The sequence below is a fragment of the Pseudomonas sp. PvP009 genome, from assembly GCF_017832995.1.
GTDB classification, from domain to species: domain Bacteria; phylum Pseudomonadota; class Gammaproteobacteria; order Pseudomonadales; family Pseudomonadaceae; genus Aquipseudomonas; species Aquipseudomonas syringae.
This window is the reverse complement of sequence record NZ_JAFIBG010000001.1, coordinates 5,839,964-5,857,500: the sequence shown is the minus strand read 5'-3', so window position 1 is coordinate 5,857,500 and position 17,537 is coordinate 5,839,964. Positions and strand designations below refer to the sequence as shown.

Below are 17,537 nucleotides of genomic sequence, written 5' to 3'. Positions count from 1 at the left end.
CCTGATAGGGCACGATGTTGGGATGAGCATTTCCCAGGCGCTTGGGCGCTACTCCCGTCGTCAGGTAGTTCATGGCCTGGTTGGCCAGACAGGCTACTTGTACATCCAGCAGCGCCATATCAATGTACTGGCCGATATCGCTTTGATCACGGTGCGCCAGAGCGGCGAGAATGGCCGTCGTCGAATACAGCCCAGCCAGAATGTCGGTCAATGCGACGCCGACCTTCACCGGCCCGGCACCCTCTTCACCATCCGGCAGACCGGTGAGGCTCATCAAGCCACCCAGCGCCTGGATCATGAAGTCGTAACCCGGACGCCGCGCATACGGCCCGCTTTGCCCAAAGCCGGTAATGGAGCAATAAATCAGCCTCGGGTTAACTGCCTTCAGCGACTCGTAATCCAGTCCGTAAGCCGCCAGCCCGTCGACCTTGAAGTTTTCGATCACGATGTCGGACTTCGCCGCCAGTTCGCGCACCAGCCTTTGCCCTTCAGGACGCGTGAAGTCGATAGTGACTGACTGCTTGTTACGATTGGCGGACAGGTAATAAGCCGCCTCGGTGGTGTTCTGGCCCGCAGCATCCTGAAGGAATGGCGGCCCCCACGAGCGAGTGTCATCGCCACACCCGGGGCGCTCGACCTTGATGACGTCAGCGCCGAGGTCAGCAAGGATCTGCCCGGCCCATGGCCCGGCCAGGACTCTCGACAGGTCGAGCACCCGGATATGCGAAAGCGCCCCCATGATCAGCCCTCCTTAATAGAAAGCCTGAATGCCGGTCTGCGCACGCCCCAGAATCAACGCATGCACGTCGTGGGTGCCTTCGTAGGTGTTCACCACTTCCAGGTTGACCAGATGCCTGGCGATGCCGAACTCGTCCGAGATGCCATTGCCGCCCAGCATGTCGCGGGCCAGACGCGCGATATCCAGCGACTTGCCGCACGAATTGCGCTTCATGATCGAGGTGATCTCCACGGCAGCCGTACCTTCGTCCTTCATGCGCCCCAGACGCAGGCAACCCTGCAAGGCCAGAGTGATTTCGGTCTGCATGTCTGCCAGCTTCTTCTGGATCAGCTGATTGGCCGCCAAAGGACGCCCGAATTGCTGGCGATCCAGGGTGTATTGCCGCGCGGTGTGCCAGCAGAACTCTGCGGCACCCAGCGCGCCCCAGGAAATGCCATACCGTGCCGAGTTGAGGCAGGTGAACGGCCCTTTCAGACCGCGCACATCGGGGAAGATGTTCTCTTCGGGCACGAACACGTTATCCATGACGATCTCGCCGGTGATCGATGCGCGCAAACCGACCTTGCCGTGTATGGCCGGAGCGCTCAGGCCTGCCCAGCCTTTTTCGAGAACGAAACCGCGAATATCACCGGCATCGTCCTTGGCCCACACCACGAACACATCGGCGATCGGGCTGTTGGTGATCCACATCTTGCTGCCGCTCAAGCGGTAACCACCCTCGACGCTACGGGCACGGGTGATCATCGCTCCGGGGTCGGACCCATGATCGGGCTCGGTCAGGCCGAAGCAGCCGATCCACTCGCCCGAAGCCAGTTTGGGCAGGTACTTCTCTTTCTGGGCCTGCGTACCGAACTCGTTGATCGGTACCATGACCAGCGAGGACTGCACACTCATCATCGAACGGTAGCCCGAATCAATGCGCTCGACTTCACGCGCGATCAGCCCATAACACACGTAATTCAGGCCGCTGCCACCGAACTCTTCCGGGATGGTCGCACCCAGCAGCCCCACCTCGCCCATCTCGCGAAAGATAGCCGGGTCGGTTTTCTCGTGACGGAACGCTTCCAGCACGCGCGGGGCGAGCTTGCTCTGGGCGAACTGCTCGGCCGTGTCGCGGACCATGCGCTCTTCTTCAGTGAGCTGTTGATCCAGCAACAAGGGATCAATCCAGTTAAAGCTTGCCTTACCGCTCATGCCAGTTCCTCGCGTTCAGATGAAATCCTGCAGCGATCCTAGTCCTGGCCTATGCCAGCGACAAACGAGGTTTTATCAAGCACGTGTGCTAATTTCTCACTCCGTAACACATAACTGCGCTCTAAAACAAAAATATCAGTGAGAATAAAGTACATGAGACGCAAGATACCCAGCACTACTGCACTGGTCAGTTTCGAGGCAGCCGCCCGTCACGAGAGCTTCACCAAGGCCGCTAATGAGCTCTCCCTCACGCAAGGCGCTGTGTGTCGGCAAATCGGCGGACTGGAAGAGTTTCTCGGCGTTGAGCTGTTCCGGCGTTCGCGCAGGGGCGTAAAGCTCACGGAAGCCGGGCTGTCCTATAGTCGTCGTGTGTCCCAGCAACTGGACGCGGTCGAGCGCGACACACTGTCGGTCATGGGCCAGCAAGGTGCCAACGCCATCGAACTCGCCGTGGTGCCGACCTTCGGCACTCAATGGCTGCTGCCGCGCCTGAAGGACTTCCAGCACAAGCACCCCGACGTCACGGTCCACCTGACCAACCGCACCCGCCCGTTCCTGTTTGCCGACACCGACTTCGACGCCGCCATCTATTTTGGCGATGCCGACTGGTCCGGCACCCAGTCGCATCGGCTGATGGGCGAAAACTCCATGCCGGTCTGCAGCCCCTCTTTCCTTGAAGGTCGCGACAGCCTGACGGCACGCGAGCTGGCCGAACTGCCGCTGCTGCAACAGACCACCCGGCCCTACGCCTGGCGCCAATGGTTCAATGCGCAGGATCTGGATGTCGCTCGCGACATGACCGGCCCGCGCTACGAACTGTTCTCCATGCTGGCGCAGGCGGCCATGCACGACATGGGCGTTGCTCTGATTCCCCCCTTCCTCATTCAACGCGAACTGCAGGAAAAGCGTCTGGTGATCGCAAACCCCCGCTCACTGCCCGGCAGCAAGGCCTATCACCTGATGATTCCGGAGCGCAAAGTGGAATCGGCATCGCTGACTGCGTTTCGTGACTGGCTGGTGGGACAGGCCTGCGCCTATCAGTTGCCCCAGGAAAACGCCTGAACCCGCTATCAGGTAGTACATATCTGAAATAACCTACAGATATAACCTAATGTCGCCATGAAGTAACTTCTCGTTGATCACAAAAAAACCGGCATAACCCTTTATTCATAAGGTCTTTAGGCCTATTCGCCGCTTTGCCCGGTTTTCCGCTAGAAATTTTCTATCACCTGTCTTTTGTGAGGAATAGCGCCACAAGCCTTACAGATAAAGGTCCTCGCCAGATCAGTGCGACAATAGGTCACAGTGTGACTTGTAGTTCATCTATAGTTTCGTTACAGAATGTATTGAAGCCCGCAAACTTCGCCTGCAAAATGCTCCGCCCCTGCTGCAAAGGGGGTGCTGATTGGCCAAGCCAGACGCACCAGCCGTAGTGCACTGGCCTACATACGAACGATAAAAAATCGCGCAGGAGATTTGTCGTGCACATTGGTGTTCCTCTCGAAACACAAGCGGGCGAAACCCGGGTAGCTGCTACCCCGGAAACCATCAAAAAGCTGATCAGCCAGGGTCACAGGGTTACGGTGCAAAGCGGCGCGGGCATTCATGCCAGCGTTCCGGACAGCACTTACGAGGCTGCTGGCGCAGTGATCGGTGACACCAACGAGACCTATGCGGCCGAACTGATTCTCAAGGTCGTCGCACCTGACGATGAGGCGCTGAGCCTGATCAAAAGTGGCTCGGTCGTCGTCGGCATGCTCAACCCTTTCAACAACGAACTGATCGGCAAAATGGCTGCACGTGGCATTACCGCGTTCGCCCTGGAAGCCGCGCCGCGCACATCCCGGGCGCAAAGCCTTGATGTGCTGTCTTCGCAAGCCAACATTGCGGGCTATAAGGCCGTACTGCTCGCCGCACATCATTACCCGCGCTTCATGCCCATGCTGATGACCGCAGCCGGTACCGTCAAAGCAGCACGGGTGCTGATCCTGGGCGCCGGCGTTGCCGGTCTGCAGGCCATTGCCACCGCCAAAAGGCTGGGCGCAGTGGTGGAAGCCTCGGATGTGCGTCCGGCAGTCAAGGAGCAGATCGAGTCGCTGGGCGCGAAATTCATTGATGTGCCCTACGAGACCGACGAAGAGCGCGAATGCGCTGAAGGCGTTGGCGGCTACGCACGACCCATGCCGGCCAGCTGGATGCAACGCCAGGCCGCCGCTGTGCATGAGCGCGCGAAACTGTCGGACATCGTCATCACCACCGCGCTCATTCCCGGCCGCAAAGCCCCGGTGCTCCTCGGCGCGCAAACCGTGGCGCAGATGAAGCCCGGCTCGGTGGTGATCGACCTGGCCGCTGCACAAGGCGGCAACTGCCCGCTGACCGTTGCCGATCGAGTGGTTGTCGAGCACGGCGTGACCATCGTCGGCCACACCAACCTGCCCGCTCTGGTCGCCGCCGATGCATCGGCGCTCTACGCCCGCAACCTGCTGGACTTCATGAAGCTGCTGTTCGACAAGGACGGCACATTCTCGATCAACCTCGAAGACGACATCGTCGCCGCATGCCTGATGTGCCGCGACGGGCAAGTTGTCCGCAAGAACGGCTGAGGACACACCAATGGAAGAGCTGATTTCCCCCGGCGTCTACAACCTGATCATTTTCGTACTGGCGATTTATGTCGGCTACCACGTGGTCTGGAATGTCACGCCTGCGCTGCACACGCCGCTCATGGCGGTCACCAATGCCATCTCCGCCATCGTCATCGTCGGTGCCATGCTCGCCGCCGCGCTCACGGTCACCCCGCTGGGCAAGACTATGGGCACGCTGGCGGTCGCACTGGCGGCCGTGAACGTGTTTGGCGGGTTTCTGGTCACTCGGCGGATGCTGGAAATGTTCAGGAAAAAGGCCCCCAAGGCAAAGGATGAGGCGCCCAAGTCATGAGCATGAATCTGGTTACCCTGCTGTACCTGATCGCATCGATCTGCTTCATCCAGGCACTCAAAGGCTTGTCGCACCCGACCACCTCGCGCCGTGGCAACTTGTTCGGCATGCTCGGCATGGGCCTGGCGGTCATCACCACAATCGGTCTGGTGTTCAAGCTCGCGGCGCTGTCTACCGCTGAAGGGACCAGCGCAGGCATCGGCTACATCGTGGTCGGCCTGCTGGTGGGCGGAACCGCCGGCTCGATCATGGCCAAGCGCGTCGAAATGACCAAAATGCCGGAGCTGGTGGCGTTCATGCACAGCATGATCGGCCTGGCGGCAGTGTTCATCGCTATAGCAGCCGTGGTCGAGCCTCAATCACTGGGCATCGTTCGCAATCTGGGCGATGCGATTCCGGCCGGTAACCGTCTGGAGCTGTTCCTCGGGGCCGCCATCGGGGCGATCACCTTCTCGGGTTCGGTCATCGCTTTCGGCAAACTCTCGGGCAAGTACAAATTTCGCCTCTTTCAAGGCGCACCAGTACAGTTTGCCGGCCAGCACACGCTCAATCTGGTCCTTGGCCTGGCCACACTGTTCTTCGGCCTGACCTTCATGTTCACCGGCAGCCTCACTGCCTTTGCAATCATGCTGGCGCTGGCCTTCGTCATCGGTGTGTTGCTGATCATCCCGATTGGCGGGGCCGACATGCCGGTAGTGGTGTCGATGCTCAACAGCTATTCCGGCTGGGCAGCGGCCGGCATCGGCTTTTCGCAGAACAACTCGATGCTGATCATCGCGGGCTCACTGGTGGGCTCCTCGGGCGCGATCCTCTCCTACATCATGTGCAAGGCGATGAACCGCTCGTTCTTCAACGTGATCGGCGGTGGCTTTGGCGGCGCAACGGACTCGGCCGGCCCTGCAGGCGCACGCGAAGCACGCCCGGTGAAATCCGGCTCGGCAGACGACGCGACCTTTTTGCTGACCAACGCCGACACCGTGATCATTGTGCCCGGCTACGGCCTGGCAGTGGCTCGCGCCCAGCATGCGCTCAAGGAACTGACCGAGAAGCTCATCCACCGCGGCGTCACCGTGAAGTACGCCATTCACCCGGTGGCCGGACGTATGCCCGGGCACATGAACGTGCTGCTGGCCGAAGCCGAAGTGCCTTACGACCAGGTGTTCGAGATGGACGACATCAACTCCGAATTCGGTCAGGCCGATGTGGTGCTGGTGCTCGGTGCCAACGACGTGGTCAACCCGGCCGCCAAGAACGATCCGAAATCCCCTATCGCCGGGATGCCCATTCTGGAGGCGTTCAAGGCCAAGACCATCATCGTCAACAAACGCTCGATGGCCAGTGGTTACGCAGGCCTGGATAACGAATTGTTCTATCTGGATAAAACCATGATGGTCTTCGGAGACGCCAAAAAGGTGATCGAGGACATGGTGAAGGCCGTCGAAAACGCCTAGCCTGACCCCGTTCCATTGAAGCCCCGGCTCGCTTGGCGACCGGGGCTTTTTACATTCCGCGTAACAGTGTTTTGCGCTGGAACCCGCTAATTAGAGCGGTCAAATGCGACCTTGGTAGCAGGACGAAGCTCGACCAAGGCTCTAGACTTGTCGTTCGCTTCTATCTACGAGACAGACCCATGTACCGTGACCGTATCCGCCGGCCCTCCCTGATGAGCAAGGTTATGAGCGCAGCCGACGCTGCCGCCTTGATTGAAGACGGCATGACCGTCGGCATGAGTGGCTTCACCCGTGCAGGCGAAGCCAAGGCCGTACCCCACGCGCTGGCCGAGCGCGCCAAAGTGACGCCGCTGAAAATCAGCCTGATGACCGGCGCCAGTCTGGGCAATGACCTGGACAAGCAACTGACCGAGTCCGGCGTACTGTCCCGGCGCATGCCCTTTCAGGTCGACAGCACGCTGCGCAAGGCGATCAACAACGGCACGGTGATGTTCATCGATCAGCATTTGTCCGACACCGTCGAGTTGCTGCGCAATCGACAGATCAAGGCTGTGGACCTCGCCGTGATCGAATGCGTGGCGATCACCGAAGAGGGCCATCTGGTGCTGAGCACCTCCGTGGGCAACTCGGCCAGCTTCGCCATCCTGGCCAAACAGGTCATCGTGGAAATCAACCTGTCCCAGCCACTGGAGCTGGAAGGCCTGCACGACATCTATATACCCAGCTACAGACCGACACGCCTGCCGATTCCGGTCCTGGAGGCCGATTCGCGCATCGGCAGCCACGCGGTGAAGATCGACCCGGCAAAAATAGTCGGCATTGTCATCAGCAACCAGCCTGACTCGCCCTCCACGGTCACACCACCTGACACGGACACGCAGGCCATCGCCAATCATCTGGTAGAGTTCTTCAAGAAAGAAGTACGCGAAGACCGGCTGACCGACAAGCTGATGCCATTGCAGGCGGGGATCGGCAACATTGCCAACGCCGTGATGCACGGCCTGCTCGCGTCGCCCTTCACAGACCTGACAATGTACTCCGAGGTGCTGCAGGACTCGACATTTGACCTGTTCGACGCAGGCAAACTGACTTTTGCCTCGGGCAGTTCCATGACCTTGTCGGCGGCCAAGCACGCCGAGGTGTTTGCCGACTTCAATCGTTACAAGTCCAGGCTGGTATTGCGCCCCCAGGAAATCTCCAACCACCCCGAGGTGATCCGTCGCCTTGGCATCATCGGGATCAATACTGCGCTGGAGTTCGACCTGTACGGCAATGTGAACTCCACCCACATCTGCGGTACACGCATGATGAACGGCATTGGCGGTTCCGGAGACTTCTCGCGCAACGCGCACCTGGCGATCTTCGTCACCAAATCGATCGCCAAAGGTGGCGCGATATCCAGCGTTGTGCCCATGGTCAGCCACGTCGACCACACCGAACACGACGTCGACATCCTGGTCACCGAGCAGGGCCTGGCGGACCTGCGCGGTCTGGCACCTCGCGAACGCGCCAGAGTGATCATCGATAACTGCGTGCATCCGGATTATCGCGGCGCGCTGAACGCCTATTTCAATGCCGCTTGCGCCGTGGGCGGGCATACCCCGCACATCCTGCGCGAAGCACTGAGTTGGCACATCAACCTGGAAGAGACCGGACGCATGCTGCCGGCTTGAACAGGACAGTTGCAAGTGAGCAAGCGCTTTCCTGATTCACTTCCTGCCTGCCCCCAAGGGCTTATCGAAAAACTGTACTGCTGTACCGGTCATAAAAGTGCCTTAAAACACTAAAATCACCACAATCGATCACAAAACGCACTCATACAGTGCAGACCGGTACAGTTGCCCCATTTATGAACAAAACAGTGCCCAATCACAGTTAACTGAACCCTCACAATACAGGTGAACTGTGTCTATGGAAGCTGGACGCGCACGAGGAAAATGGGCACCAGTCAAGCAACTCACTTATCCCGCCACAAGCGGAAGGAAGTCACACCATGGAACGTACAATCAGTTCCGATCTTTTCAGCGAAAGCACCGTTAACACCGCAAAAACTTCTCTGCCTCTGCGCGCGTTCGCCAATCTGATGCTCTGGCAGCGTCGCCTGTCCAGCCGCCACCAGCTGGCCCGTCTGGATGCACGTCTGCTGGCTGACGCCGGTATCAGCGAATCCCAGCGTTACGAAGAGCTGAGCAAGCCGTTCTGGCGCTAAACATGCGCCCGCTGGTCCTTGACCGTTAGGTCTCCTGCCAGCAACCCGAATTGCTTCATACAAGACCCGTCTCAGGCAACTGAGACGGGTTTTGTCGTTTCACGGGGCAGATTCAGAGGGGGTGTGCGAAAGCAGTACAGATTGAGTAATCTAAAATTATGGCAGGTACAGTTACCAAATATTGCAAACTGTGTAAGCCGAAGCCGTCGACCTTCATGACAACTGCAGCATCGGTGGGATAGTCTACCGCTCTACCTCAGCCCTTCGGCTTCGCAGGCAGTCTGTGCCCACTTGTCCAAAACGGAATTCGATCATGTCTCTGCTACGTAACCTTGGCGCTGTCTTTCTGTTGACCGCCGCAGCCGGTGCAAACGCCTCCAGCTTCATTGTCACCACCGACGCAGTGGTCGATGCCGTCAATGCAGCGACGCGCGCGACCTCCAACGTTTCTTCTTCTCTGAAAGACGACAAGATCGTTCTTGCCGCCCGTGACGATGCCGCCAGCTTCGTGGCCAGCTCCGGCGACATCCGCAGCGCTCGCCTTGAAGGCGCGTTGCAGCACATCCGCCAGGTTTTGCCTGAACTGCAAGCCAGCGACAGCCAACTGGCTCAGGCCATTCTGGCCATCTGACCGCTGCGCCCCGGCTACGTGCCGGGGTAGCTCTGGCCCGCGCATTGCGCTAGCCTTGGAGCCTGTTTTGCCGGTTCGTGAAAGTCATGCGTCTAGTGCACCTTCTGTATATCGCTCCCTTTGCCAGCCTGATGTACGTCAGTCAGGTTCAAGCGTTCGATACGACCACGCAAGGCCTGGTCAAGACCGGCTATGCCACCAGTCAGGTCTCGACAGGACCGTTCGATAACAAACTGATCATGGCTGCCCGTGACGATGCTGCTGCATTCATCGCCAGCGGCGGAGAAATGCGTGGCGCCCGGCTTGAGTCAGCGCTGCATGCCCTGCGTCAGTCAGATGCAAAACTTCATGCCAGCGACCTTGAACTGGCGCAGGCAATCCTCGTCCAATAGCCACTTTCCCCTCTTCGCGTAACTGGAGACGTCACTACATGCGTACCCCGCTGATTGCTGCTTCCCTTGGCCTGCTATTGCTGGCCGATTTTGCCCAGGCCCAGACTGTTGTGGCTACGAGCAACATCATCGTTCGTGCGTTCGGCCGTACCATCGATTTCACTTCCGACACCACCACATCGATCCGCGACTCCAAGGTCGTTCTCCAGGCCAAGGACGATGCTGCCAGTTACGTTGCCACCGGTGGTGATATCCACGGAGCCCAACTGGATGCTGCTTTCGACACGCTGCGTACCCGCGTACCGGAAGCGCGCGGTGCAAGCGATCAGACCCTGGCTGAAGCAATCCTCGCATTGTGAGGCGGTTTCGCGCCTGGCTGCTTGCTGGCGCGCTGTCGCTGGTCGGTACGCATGCCTTTGCCAGCCTGAAGCTGGAATTGCACACCGACGGCCTCGATGCGCCGCAACAGCAAGCCAGCCAGGCGCTGCTCGACGAAGCCCTGCACGCACTACCGCCCAGCTTCGTCGAAGCACTGGACCGCACCGTCGAGGTGAACTGGTCCGCTGACATGCCGCAGAACGCCTACGGTCAGGCTGCAGGTCCCTATCAGCTGTACCTCAACAGCCACCTGCTGGCCTCGTTGACGGACGGCTCGGCCGCCACGGCCCAGACGGGCCGGCCACATGGTACGGTGCGTCGTGAGTTGCTTGCCACTGTCCTGCATGAGCTGACCCACGTCTACGACCGCGCCCGCCTGTGGTCGCCCAGCGAGCGAGCGGCGATTTTTCGCTGTACCTCACGCAGCAGTTCGCTGGGCAAGGTCGGCCTGCCTGACAACTGCCGCGGCCAGACCGAGCGACGCTTCACCCTGAGTGATGATCCACGCCTGCTGGACCTGGCGGGCTGGCAGCAATATGTCGGACGTCGCGGCGACCGCGAGGAACATAACGGCCAGGTTGCCCGCAGCCCGGACATCTACGAAACCACCAGCCCGCTGGAATTCGTGGCGGTGAACATGGAGTACTTCCTCCTTGATCCGGCCTACGCCTGCCGTCGCCCTGCCCTGTATGCATATTACAAGGAGCGTTTTGGCTGGGCACCTGCAGCCCATAACGAATGCCCGAAGTTCTACCCCTACCTGAACGCCGGCAGCGACTTCGGCCGAGAGCCGTTGGGCAAGCTGGACCCGGAGCGGGTCTATGCGGTGGATTATCTGCTGGCCGAAGCGAACCAGAACTGGGCAAGCCGCTGGGGCCACAGCATGTTGCGCCTGGTGATCTGCAAACCCGGCCGCCCGCGTGGTCCGGATTGCCGATTGGACCTCGATCAGCACCTGGTGCTGTCGTACCGGGCGTTTGTTGGCGACGTGCAGCTGTCCAGCTGGGACGGCCTGATGGGTGCCTACCCGTCGCGCCTGTTCGTTCTGCCACTGGCGCAGGTCATCGATGAATACACCAAGACCGAACTGCGCAGCCTGGCGTCGGTACCAATCAAGCTGTCGCGTCCGGAAATAGAAGGGCTGGTGCAGCACGCCGCCGAGATGCACTGGAGTTACGACGGCAACTATTACTTCCTCTCGAACAACTGCGCCGTTGAAAATCTCAAACTGCTGCGCGCCGGTACGCACAACTCCAAGCTCGTCGGCCTGGACAGCATTTTGCCTAACGGTTTGCTTGAAGTCCTCGAAGGCCGTGGGCTGGCTGACACCAGCGTACTGGACGATCCCAAGGAAGCGCTGCGTCTGGGCTATCGGTTCGACTCCTACCGCGACCGCTATCAGGCGATGTTCGAAGTGCTGAAGAAGCACCTGCCGATCAAACAGAACACCGTGGAAGACTGGATGGCGCTACCCGCCAGTGAGCGCAGCCAGTGGTTCGGCAAAGCCGATCTGCGCACCAGCGCTGCGATTCTGCTGCTGGAGCAGGCCAGCCTGCGCAGGCAACTGTTGTTGGCTCAGGACGAAGTGAAACAGAGCTACCTGGGTGCGCGGGAATTGAAAGACGGCAAAGTCTCCAACGCCACCAAAACGCTGCAGGAAATCCTCGCCAGCAGCGGGTTCCTCAGCCGGCCTGCCGAGCTGCTGGGCAGCGACGGGTACGGTTTGCCACAGGCGGGTGAATGGCAGCGTCTTGAAGCAGAAAGCAGTCAGCGCCAGAAACAGCTCAAGCGCCTGACCGGCGATCTCGACAAGGAAGTGCGAGCCCTGCTGGAGCCTGAGCGTGCCAAAGAGATTGCCGCCAACGAAGCCAATCTCAAACAGGTGTCGGAGCACCTCAGGGCGTTGCACAAGGCTGCAGGCGGGCTGCAGTTGCCGTGATCAGGCCGTTTTCTTTCTCGGTTTGAGGTATTTGACCAGGCCCTGGAACCAGATCACCAGGGCCGGGTTGCCCTTGATCTGAATATCCTTGTCCTGAATGCCCTTCATGAACGCCAGCTGCTTGTTCTTCGCCTGAAGGGTATCAAAGCCAAAGGCTGCATCACGAAACACGATGGCAAAGGCCGGCTCTGCAACCGTGCCACTTGCACTGCGGATCCGCTGATCGTGGACCACGAAGTGACGTGCAACCTTGCCATCTGCGGTCTGCAGCTGAAAGGTCAGGTCTTTGCCAGCCAATTGCTGCTGGAACGCCGGATTGTTACGACTGGCGCGGGCCATCAGCAGGCCCAGCATCCACAACAGAAAACGAAATTTCATACACGGCCTCTGAACACGCGGTTTCCGACTCGGAATCAGCGTGGCAGTGTAGCGGGTTATCGGCGCAAAACCTTTAGGACAAGAAAGGATTTCGAGGGAGATCGGCACAAAACAGTTACCGAACATGAGGATGCTGCTCCGCGTGGGAAGCAGCATCCCACTGACATCAACGAATGCTGCTGATGCTGCCTTTGTTACCCGTGACCTTTACATCGACCTTCTTGAAGATGAAGTAGTCTTTGACGCTGACTTCGTAGCGCGGCGCAACAATCAGATCGGCACCGGAGGATTTCACCGCCTTGAAGGCCGCTGCCGCTTTGGTCGTCGAGACAGGATCAGGCAACGCCAGACCCAGGCCGCCACCGCCACTTGCGCCACCGTAGGTCACGCCGTCGGCGAACTGATTATCGCCGCCGAAGCTCAGGAAATTGAACAGCACGTTGGTGGACGACTCGCCGCTGATGGTGCCGCCAACCTTGACGTCAGCTTTCAGGTCGGTTTTGACCGTGCCTTCCAGCGGCGCGCTTGGCTGGCTGACGTTGTAGCTCACGCAACCGCTGGTCGTGGCGATCAGAGCCGCAACAGCAGCAAACCTCCATGGCTTTTTCATTCTGGATTTCCCAAGAGTAATTGAAGGGGTGCAGCAGGGACGGCACTCTAAGGCAATCAACAACAAGAAAAAGTCAGGCAAAGCTGGGGCTTTGGAAGGCAATTACACGGAATGGAGTAGGACAATTCTCACAGGGCGCGAGAGGCAGCATCGGCGTCATACGACAGAAACAAGAAACGGGCACCCAATCCGATTGGTGTGCCCGCCTGTAGGTTGTGCGTCTCCCGCCGAGGCGCACAACAGGGTGTCAAGGATTGACGCTGTCTTTCAGGGCTTTCCCCGGTTTGAAGGCGACCGTGTTGCTTGCCTTGATTTTAACCGGCTCCCCGGTCTGTGGGTTCTTGCCAGTGCGGGCGCCGCGGTGGCGTTGCAGAAAAGTACCGAAACCTACCAGCGTGACACTGTCCTTGCGGTTCAGTGCGCCAGTAATCTCTTCAAGGATGGCATTGAGAACGCGATTGGATTGTTCTTTCGTGAGATCCGCCTTTTCAGCGATGGCGGCTGCAACTTCTGGTTTACGCATATGAAGCCTCTTTTACGGTTTTTTGTTTTTATGTCCCGCGCCGCTTTTGTAAAAAACGGCAACAAGGCGCCGCGACAGCTCTACGTAGCGGCAGACGAGGTCGAGAATGGCATGCCGAACTGACCCGCGCCAGTGCATGAATGCGGTTTATTGGCAGAAATGCAGGGTCAATCCGACAAAATGACGTGAAATCACGCCAATAACGCAGGTAGCACCTTGTTGAGTGCGAGTTTTTCCATAACCGCAGCGCCGGTCAGCGCATAGCCGAGCAGATGGCCCTCAGCGTCATGACACAGCGCCTTGATATCCGCGCCCTGCCCTTCGACGCTCCAGTGGCCATCGCTGCCACGCGGCGGCGGCGAAACCACCAGCGGGCAGGCGGGCGTCTTCACGGTGATCGGCATGGGCCCGTATTTGACGGAAGTCGGGTTTCCGGCCAGCGTCTGGGCCAACGCACGAGCGCAGCTCATCAATGGCATCACGTAGAGCAGGTTCAGGCCATCGACTTCAGCGCAATCACCCAGCGCGTGGATGTTGGCGTGGGAGGTTTGCAACAGGCGGTCGACCAGAATGCCGCGCCCGGTCTGCAAGCCGGCAGCAGCGGCCAGCTCAATGCGAGGACGCAGGCCGATGGCTGACACCACCAGATCGCAGTCCATCACCTGCCCGTCCGACAAGTGCGCTTGCAGGCCCTCACCATTGCGGTTCAGGCGGGTCAGCACCGGCCCCAGATGGAAACGTGCGCCCAGGCTTTCCAGACCGGACTTCACCGCAGCCGCGGCCTCAGGGGGCAACAGGGTCGGCATGACCTGTTCGCACGGAGCCACCAGATCCACTTCATAGCCGCCCAGGATCAGGTCGTTGGCGAACTCACAGCCAATGAGCCCTGCGCCGAGAATCAACACCCGACGCTTGCCCGCCGCAGCCGCGCGGAAACGGGCGTAATCCTGAAGATCGTTGATCGGGAAAATCGCGTCGCCTGCGTCGCCTTCCACCGGTACACGAATGGTTTCGGCGCCCCAGGCCAGCACCAGATCACGGTAATACACCGCCTCTTCGCCGATCCACAGGCGTTTGTGGCCAGGATCAATGCCGCTGATCCGCGTATGCGTGCGGACCTCGGCCTTTAGCTGATCGGCCATGGCGCCGGCTTCAGCCATGCTCAGGCCGTCGGCTTCCTTGTTTTTGCCAAAGCCGGTAGAGAGCATCGGCTTGGAGTAGGAACGGCCATCGTCGGCCGTAATCAATAGCAGCGGCGTGTCAGCGTCCAGCTTGCGAAACTCTCGAGCGAGGTTATACCCCGCAAGGCCGGTGCCGATGATGACGACAGGTGCGCTCATTGTTCTTCCCTATTTCACTGTGCCTGGTGCCCGTTGTTGCCAGCCCTTGTTTGCGGGCAGCGATCAACCGATTTCGATCATTTCAAAGTCCATCTTGCCCACGCCGCAATCCGGGCACATCCAGTCTTCCGGCACATCCTGCCAAAGGGTGCCGGGCGCAATTCCGTCATCCGGCCAGCCATCGGCTTCGTTATAAATCAGGCCGCAGACGATGCATTGCCACTTCTTCATGTCAGGTTCTCTCGTTTATCAGGCTCAATAGCGTACGACGGTCAGTTGCCGCCTTCTGAAGGGCGTTGTACTGATCGGCAGGCGCGGATGCAAGTCTGATCTATGACCCGACGTTCTGCCGACCGTCGGTCCAGGCCGGCAATCATGCTAAGCTCGCGGCCTCGTTGGCTGCCGGAACTGGCTTACCGTGACCCAGCAATCCCCCGCATTCATTGGCCCTGCATGGCTCGAGCGCGAGCAATTGATCGACGCGCCGGACCCGGTGATGCTCGACTGGTTGTTCAATAAGGACTCCCTTACTCGTCGGTTGGACCGTTTGTCTGACGGTCGTTTCAGCGTATTTCCGCAGTTTGAAGGCTGGCAGCCCTTGCGCCCTGACGAGTGCCTGGCGCTGGGCCTGCCAGAGGCTGGCGAAGGCTGGGTGCGCGAGGTGTACCTGCGCGGTAACGGCAACAACTGGGTGTTCGCGCGCAGTGTCGCCGCCCGCAGCGCGCTGCTGGATGGCGGCCTGAATATGGATGAGTTGGGCACTCGGTCGCTGGGTGAATTGCTGTTCAGTGACCCGGCGTTCGTGCGCGGCGCGCTTGAAGTGTGTCATTACCCCGAGGCCTGGCTGCCCGCTGCCGACGCAGCGCGCGGGCTGTGGGCCCGCCGCTCGCGCTTCGATCGAGGCGCATTGAGCGTGCTGGTCGCCGAAGTTTTCCTGCCCGCCCTGTGCACTGCGATCCACGACAAGGACCACGTCTGATGTACCTGTCCCTCCTCAAATCCCTCAATCGTCTGAGCCCACGCGCCTGGGACTTCATCCAGCTGACACGCATCGACAAGCCCATCGGCGTCTACCTTTTGCTGTGGCCGACCCTGTGGGCGGTCTGGATTGCAGGCAAGGGCGCGCCGTCGCTGCAGACCGTGTTCATTTTTGTGCTCGGCGTCTTTCTGATGCGAGCGGCAGGCTGTGTAATCAATGACTTCGCCGATCGCAAGGTGGACGGCCACGTCAAACGCACCGAGCAGCGTCCGCTGGTCAGCGGCAAAGTCAGCTCCCGGGAAGCGCTGGTGCTGTTTGCGGTGCTGGTCGGCCTGAGCTTTGTGCTGGTGCTGTTTACCAACGCGGCGACCATCTGGCTGTCGGTCGGCGGTCTCGCCCTGGCAGCCAGCTATCCGTTCATGAAGCGCTACACCTATTACCCGCAAGTGGTGCTGGGTGCTGCGTTCTCGTGGGGCATGCCGATGGCCTTCACTGCCGAAACCGGCGAGTTGCCCGCTGCAGCCTGGCTGCTGTACATCGCCAACCTGCTGTGGACTGTGGGCTACGACACCTACTACGCCATGGTCGATCGCGATGACGACCTGAAAATCGGCGTGAAATCCACGGCCGTCCTGTTCGGCGATGCCGACCGGGTCATCATCCTGACCCTGCAGGGGCTGGCGCTGGGCTGTCTGATGCTGGCCGGTGCACGCTTCGAACTGGGCGCGTGCTTCTACATCGGCCTGCTGGCAGCGGCGGGCTGCTTCGCCTGGGAATTCTGGAGCACCCGTGAGCGCGAGCGAGACGCCTGCTTCAAGGCCTTTCTACACAATCACTGGGCCGGACTGGCGATATTCCTGGGCATCGTCGCTGACTACGCGGTGCGCTGAGTACAGCCACCGCCAGCCTGCGCACGACTGAAATAAATTCCGGATCGCGAGGCTTGCGGGCCCCCGCGACCTGTCAGCGTGCTAGCCTCATTCAGACCTGTCACACGACTGCAATAATTCCGTTATCTAATGCGCTCCAAGACAGTTAAATGACAAGAGGTTCGAGCATGGCTGGCAGGAGCATCCTGATCGTTGACGACGAAGCGCCAATTCGCGAAATGATCGCCGTTGCGTTGGAAATGGCTGGATACGACTGTATTGAAGCCGAAAACTCTCAGCAGGCCCACGCGATCATCGTGGACCGCAAGCCTGACCTGATTCTGCTCGACTGGATGCTGCCTGGCACCTCAGGCATCGAACTGGCCCGGCGCCTCAAGCGTGATGAACTGACCGGGGACATCCCGATCATCATGCTCACCGCCAAGGGCGAAGAGGACAACAAGATTCAGGGCCTGGAAGTGGGCGCCGACGATTACATCACCAAGCCTTTCTCGCCGCGCGAGCTGGTGGCACGCCTCAAGGCCGTGCTGCGTCGCGCTGGCCCGACTGACGGCGAAGCGCCCATCGAAGTCGGCGGCCTGCTGCTCGACCCGATCAGCCACCGGGTCACCATCGACGGCAAACCCGCCGAAATGGGCCCAACCGAATACCGTCTGCTGCAGTTCTTCATGACCCACCAGGAGCGCGCCTACACACGCGGTCAGTTGCTGGATCAGGTGTGGGGCGGCAACGTCTACGTCGAAGAACGCACCGTCGATGTTCACATCCGCCGCCTGCGCAAGGCCTTGGGGGATGCCTATGAAAATCTGGTACAAACCGTGCGCGGCACGGGCTATCGTTTCTCGACCAAGAGCTGAAAACCGCTGCGTCGACGCAGGGCAATGGCCAGTGCAGACCAGACAAGGATTTACCCCTAATTGAATCAAAATTGGCATGGCACTCTGATA

The 17,537-nt window shown here is 59.8% G+C and carries 20 protein-coding genes (1 of these 20 cut by a window edge); 13 read left to right on the top strand and 7 right to left on the bottom strand.

Going from position 1 to position 17,537, the window contains the following annotated elements:
• On the bottom strand, positions 1-742 hold the 5' portion of the coding sequence (locus JOE29_RS25295) for a CaiB/BaiF CoA-transferase family protein (protein WP_210080037.1). 482 nt of this gene lie to the left of the window's left edge; the window shows 742 of its 1,224 coding nt (coding positions 1-742); it begins with the start codon at positions 740-742; its stop codon lies off the left edge, out of view.
• A gap of 9 nt (positions 743-751) precedes the next feature.
• Complete coding sequence (locus JOE29_RS25290; RefSeq protein WP_003340378.1) at positions 752-1,933, bottom strand: acyl-CoA dehydrogenase; 1,182 nt, start codon at positions 1,931-1,933, stop codon at positions 752-754.
• A 153-nt stretch (positions 1,934-2,086) separates the two neighbouring features.
• Between JOE29_RS25290 and JOE29_RS25285 the strand changes: the two genes are divergently transcribed.
• The 10 genes from JOE29_RS25285 to JOE29_RS25240 all read left to right on the top strand — a co-directional run bounded on the left by JOE29_RS25285 (position 2,087) and on the right by JOE29_RS25240 (position 11,870).
• Positions 2,087-2,995 carry a LysR family transcriptional regulator gene (locus JOE29_RS25285; protein WP_017278858.1) on the top strand — a complete coding sequence of 303 codons (909 nt, stop codon included), beginning with the start codon at positions 2,087-2,089 and terminating at the stop codon, positions 2,993-2,995.
• Positions 2,996-3,414: 419 nt separating this feature from the next.
• Positions 3,415-4,536, top strand: coding sequence for a Re/Si-specific NAD(P)(+) transhydrogenase subunit alpha (locus JOE29_RS25280; RefSeq protein ID WP_210079988.1), 1,122 nt, complete (start codon positions 3,415-3,417; stop codon positions 4,534-4,536).
• 10 nt (positions 4,537-4,546) lie between these two features.
• On the top strand, positions 4,547-4,870 hold the full coding sequence (locus JOE29_RS25275) for an NAD(P) transhydrogenase subunit alpha (protein ID WP_002555867.1): 324 nt from the start codon (positions 4,547-4,549) through the stop codon (positions 4,868-4,870).
• Positions 4,867-6,321: an NAD(P)(+) transhydrogenase (Re/Si-specific) subunit beta gene (locus JOE29_RS25270; RefSeq protein WP_210079987.1), complete on the top strand. Its 1,455-nt coding sequence runs from the start codon at positions 4,867-4,869 to the stop codon at positions 6,319-6,321. The genes JOE29_RS25275 and JOE29_RS25270 overlap by 4 nt, the downstream gene beginning before the upstream one ends.
• Before the next feature lie 179 nt (positions 6,322-6,500).
• Positions 6,501-7,994: an acetyl-CoA hydrolase/transferase family protein gene (locus JOE29_RS25265; RefSeq protein WP_003316120.1), complete on the top strand. Its 1,494-nt coding sequence runs from the start codon at positions 6,501-6,503 to the stop codon at positions 7,992-7,994.
• Positions 7,995-8,314: 320 nt separating this feature from the next.
• Positions 8,315-8,530: a DUF1127 domain-containing protein gene (locus tag JOE29_RS25260; protein ID WP_003340365.1), complete on the top strand. Its 216-nt coding sequence runs from the start codon at positions 8,315-8,317 to the stop codon at positions 8,528-8,530.
• Positions 8,531-8,843: 313 nt separating this feature from the next.
• The gene (locus tag JOE29_RS25255; RefSeq protein ID WP_003340363.1) at positions 8,844-9,161 is read left to right on the top strand and encodes a DUF2388 domain-containing protein; all 318 of its coding nucleotides are present in this window, start codon (positions 8,844-8,846) and stop codon (positions 9,159-9,161) included.
• Between the two features lie 86 nt (positions 9,162-9,247).
• The gene (locus tag JOE29_RS25250; protein ID WP_074954976.1) at positions 9,248-9,553 is read left to right on the top strand and encodes a DUF2388 domain-containing protein; all 306 of its coding nucleotides are present in this window, start codon (positions 9,248-9,250) and stop codon (positions 9,551-9,553) included.
• Positions 9,554-9,591: 38 nt separating this feature from the next.
• Complete coding sequence (locus tag JOE29_RS25245; RefSeq protein ID WP_003316115.1) at positions 9,592-9,912, top strand: DUF2388 domain-containing protein; 321 nt, start codon at positions 9,592-9,594, stop codon at positions 9,910-9,912.
• Positions 9,909-11,870: a DUF4105 domain-containing protein gene (locus JOE29_RS25240; protein WP_210079986.1), complete on the top strand. Its 1,962-nt coding sequence runs from the start codon at positions 9,909-9,911 to the stop codon at positions 11,868-11,870. Before JOE29_RS25245 ends, JOE29_RS25240 begins: the two co-directional genes overlap by 4 nt.
• Here JOE29_RS25240 and JOE29_RS25235 read toward each other — a convergent pair whose 3' ends face one another.
• The 5 genes from JOE29_RS25235 to JOE29_RS25215 all read right to left on the bottom strand — a co-directional run bounded on the left by JOE29_RS25235 (position 11,871) and on the right by JOE29_RS25215 (position 14,952).
• Positions 11,871-12,248 (bottom strand): helicase, encoded by a 378-nt coding sequence (locus tag JOE29_RS25235; protein WP_074996678.1) that lies wholly within the window; start codon positions 12,246-12,248, stop codon positions 11,871-11,873.
• 166 nt (positions 12,249-12,414) lie between these two features.
• Entirely contained in the window at positions 12,415-12,858 is a 444-nt protein-coding gene (locus JOE29_RS25230) for a hypothetical protein (RefSeq protein WP_210079985.1), read from the bottom strand.
• A gap of 247 nt (positions 12,859-13,105) precedes the next feature.
• Positions 13,106-13,381, bottom strand: a complete 276-nt coding sequence (locus tag JOE29_RS25225) for an HU family DNA-binding protein (RefSeq protein ID WP_003316110.1) — start codon at positions 13,379-13,381, stop codon at positions 13,106-13,108.
• A 191-nt stretch (positions 13,382-13,572) separates the two neighbouring features.
• Entirely contained in the window at positions 13,573-14,721 is a 1,149-nt protein-coding gene (locus tag JOE29_RS25220) for an FAD-dependent oxidoreductase (RefSeq protein WP_210079984.1), read from the bottom strand.
• Positions 14,722-14,784: 63 nt separating this feature from the next.
• Complete coding sequence (locus tag JOE29_RS25215) at positions 14,785-14,952, bottom strand: rubredoxin (RefSeq protein WP_003316106.1); 168 nt, start codon at positions 14,950-14,952, stop codon at positions 14,785-14,787.
• Between the two features lie 187 nt (positions 14,953-15,139).
• On the opposite strand from JOE29_RS25215, the gene JOE29_RS25210 reads away from it, so the two are divergent.
• From JOE29_RS25210 to phoB, 3 genes are all read left to right on the top strand, one after another.
• Positions 15,140-15,700, top strand: coding sequence for a chorismate lyase (locus JOE29_RS25210; protein ID WP_057405700.1), 561 nt, complete (start codon positions 15,140-15,142; stop codon positions 15,698-15,700).
• Positions 15,700-16,590, top strand: a complete 891-nt coding sequence (gene ubiA / locus JOE29_RS25205) for a 4-hydroxybenzoate octaprenyltransferase (RefSeq protein ID WP_024649908.1) — start codon at positions 15,700-15,702, stop codon at positions 16,588-16,590. The genes JOE29_RS25210 and ubiA overlap by 1 nt, the downstream gene beginning before the upstream one ends.
• Before the next feature lie 167 nt (positions 16,591-16,757).
• Complete coding sequence (phoB, locus tag JOE29_RS25200) at positions 16,758-17,447, top strand: phosphate regulon transcriptional regulator PhoB (RefSeq protein ID WP_002555882.1); 690 nt, start codon at positions 16,758-16,760, stop codon at positions 17,445-17,447.
• Positions 17,448-17,537 lie beyond the last annotated feature (90 nt).

Coding starts and splice junctions, on each gene's coding strand:
- JOE29_RS25290 (WP_003340378.1), bottom strand. CDS start 1,933: ATGAGCGGTAAGGCAAGCTTTAACTGGATTGATCCCTTGTTGCTGGAT.
- JOE29_RS25285 (WP_017278858.1), top strand. CDS start 2,087: ATGAGACGCAAGATACCCAGCACTACTGCACTGGTCAGTTTCGAGGCA.
- JOE29_RS25275 (WP_002555867.1), top strand. CDS start 4,547: ATGGAAGAGCTGATTTCCCCCGGCGTCTACAACCTGATCATTTTCGTA.
- JOE29_RS25270 (WP_210079987.1), top strand. CDS start 4,867: ATGAGCATGAATCTGGTTACCCTGCTGTACCTGATCGCATCGATCTGC.
- JOE29_RS25265 (WP_003316120.1), top strand. CDS start 6,501: ATGTACCGTGACCGTATCCGCCGGCCCTCCCTGATGAGCAAGGTTATG.
- JOE29_RS25260 (WP_003340365.1), top strand. CDS start 8,315: ATGGAACGTACAATCAGTTCCGATCTTTTCAGCGAAAGCACCGTTAAC.
- JOE29_RS25255 (WP_003340363.1), top strand. CDS start 8,844: ATGTCTCTGCTACGTAACCTTGGCGCTGTCTTTCTGTTGACCGCCGCA.
- JOE29_RS25250 (WP_074954976.1), top strand. CDS start 9,248: ATGCGTCTAGTGCACCTTCTGTATATCGCTCCCTTTGCCAGCCTGATG.
- JOE29_RS25245 (WP_003316115.1), top strand. CDS start 9,592: ATGCGTACCCCGCTGATTGCTGCTTCCCTTGGCCTGCTATTGCTGGCC.
- JOE29_RS25235 (WP_074996678.1), bottom strand. CDS start 12,248: ATGAAATTTCGTTTTCTGTTGTGGATGCTGGGCCTGCTGATGGCCCGC.
- JOE29_RS25230 (WP_210079985.1), bottom strand. CDS start 12,858: ATGAAAAAGCCATGGAGGTTTGCTGCTGTTGCGGCTCTGATCGCCACG.
- JOE29_RS25225 (WP_003316110.1), bottom strand. CDS start 13,381: ATGCGTAAACCAGAAGTTGCAGCCGCCATCGCTGAAAAGGCGGATCTC.
- JOE29_RS25220 (WP_210079984.1), bottom strand. CDS start 14,721: ATGAGCGCACCTGTCGTCATCATCGGCACCGGCCTTGCGGGGTATAAC.
- JOE29_RS25215 (WP_003316106.1), bottom strand. CDS start 14,952: ATGAAGAAGTGGCAATGCATCGTCTGCGGCCTGATTTATAACGAAGCC.
- ubiA (WP_024649908.1), top strand. CDS start 15,700: ATGTACCTGTCCCTCCTCAAATCCCTCAATCGTCTGAGCCCACGCGCC.
- phoB (WP_002555882.1), top strand. CDS start 16,758: ATGGCTGGCAGGAGCATCCTGATCGTTGACGACGAAGCGCCAATTCGC.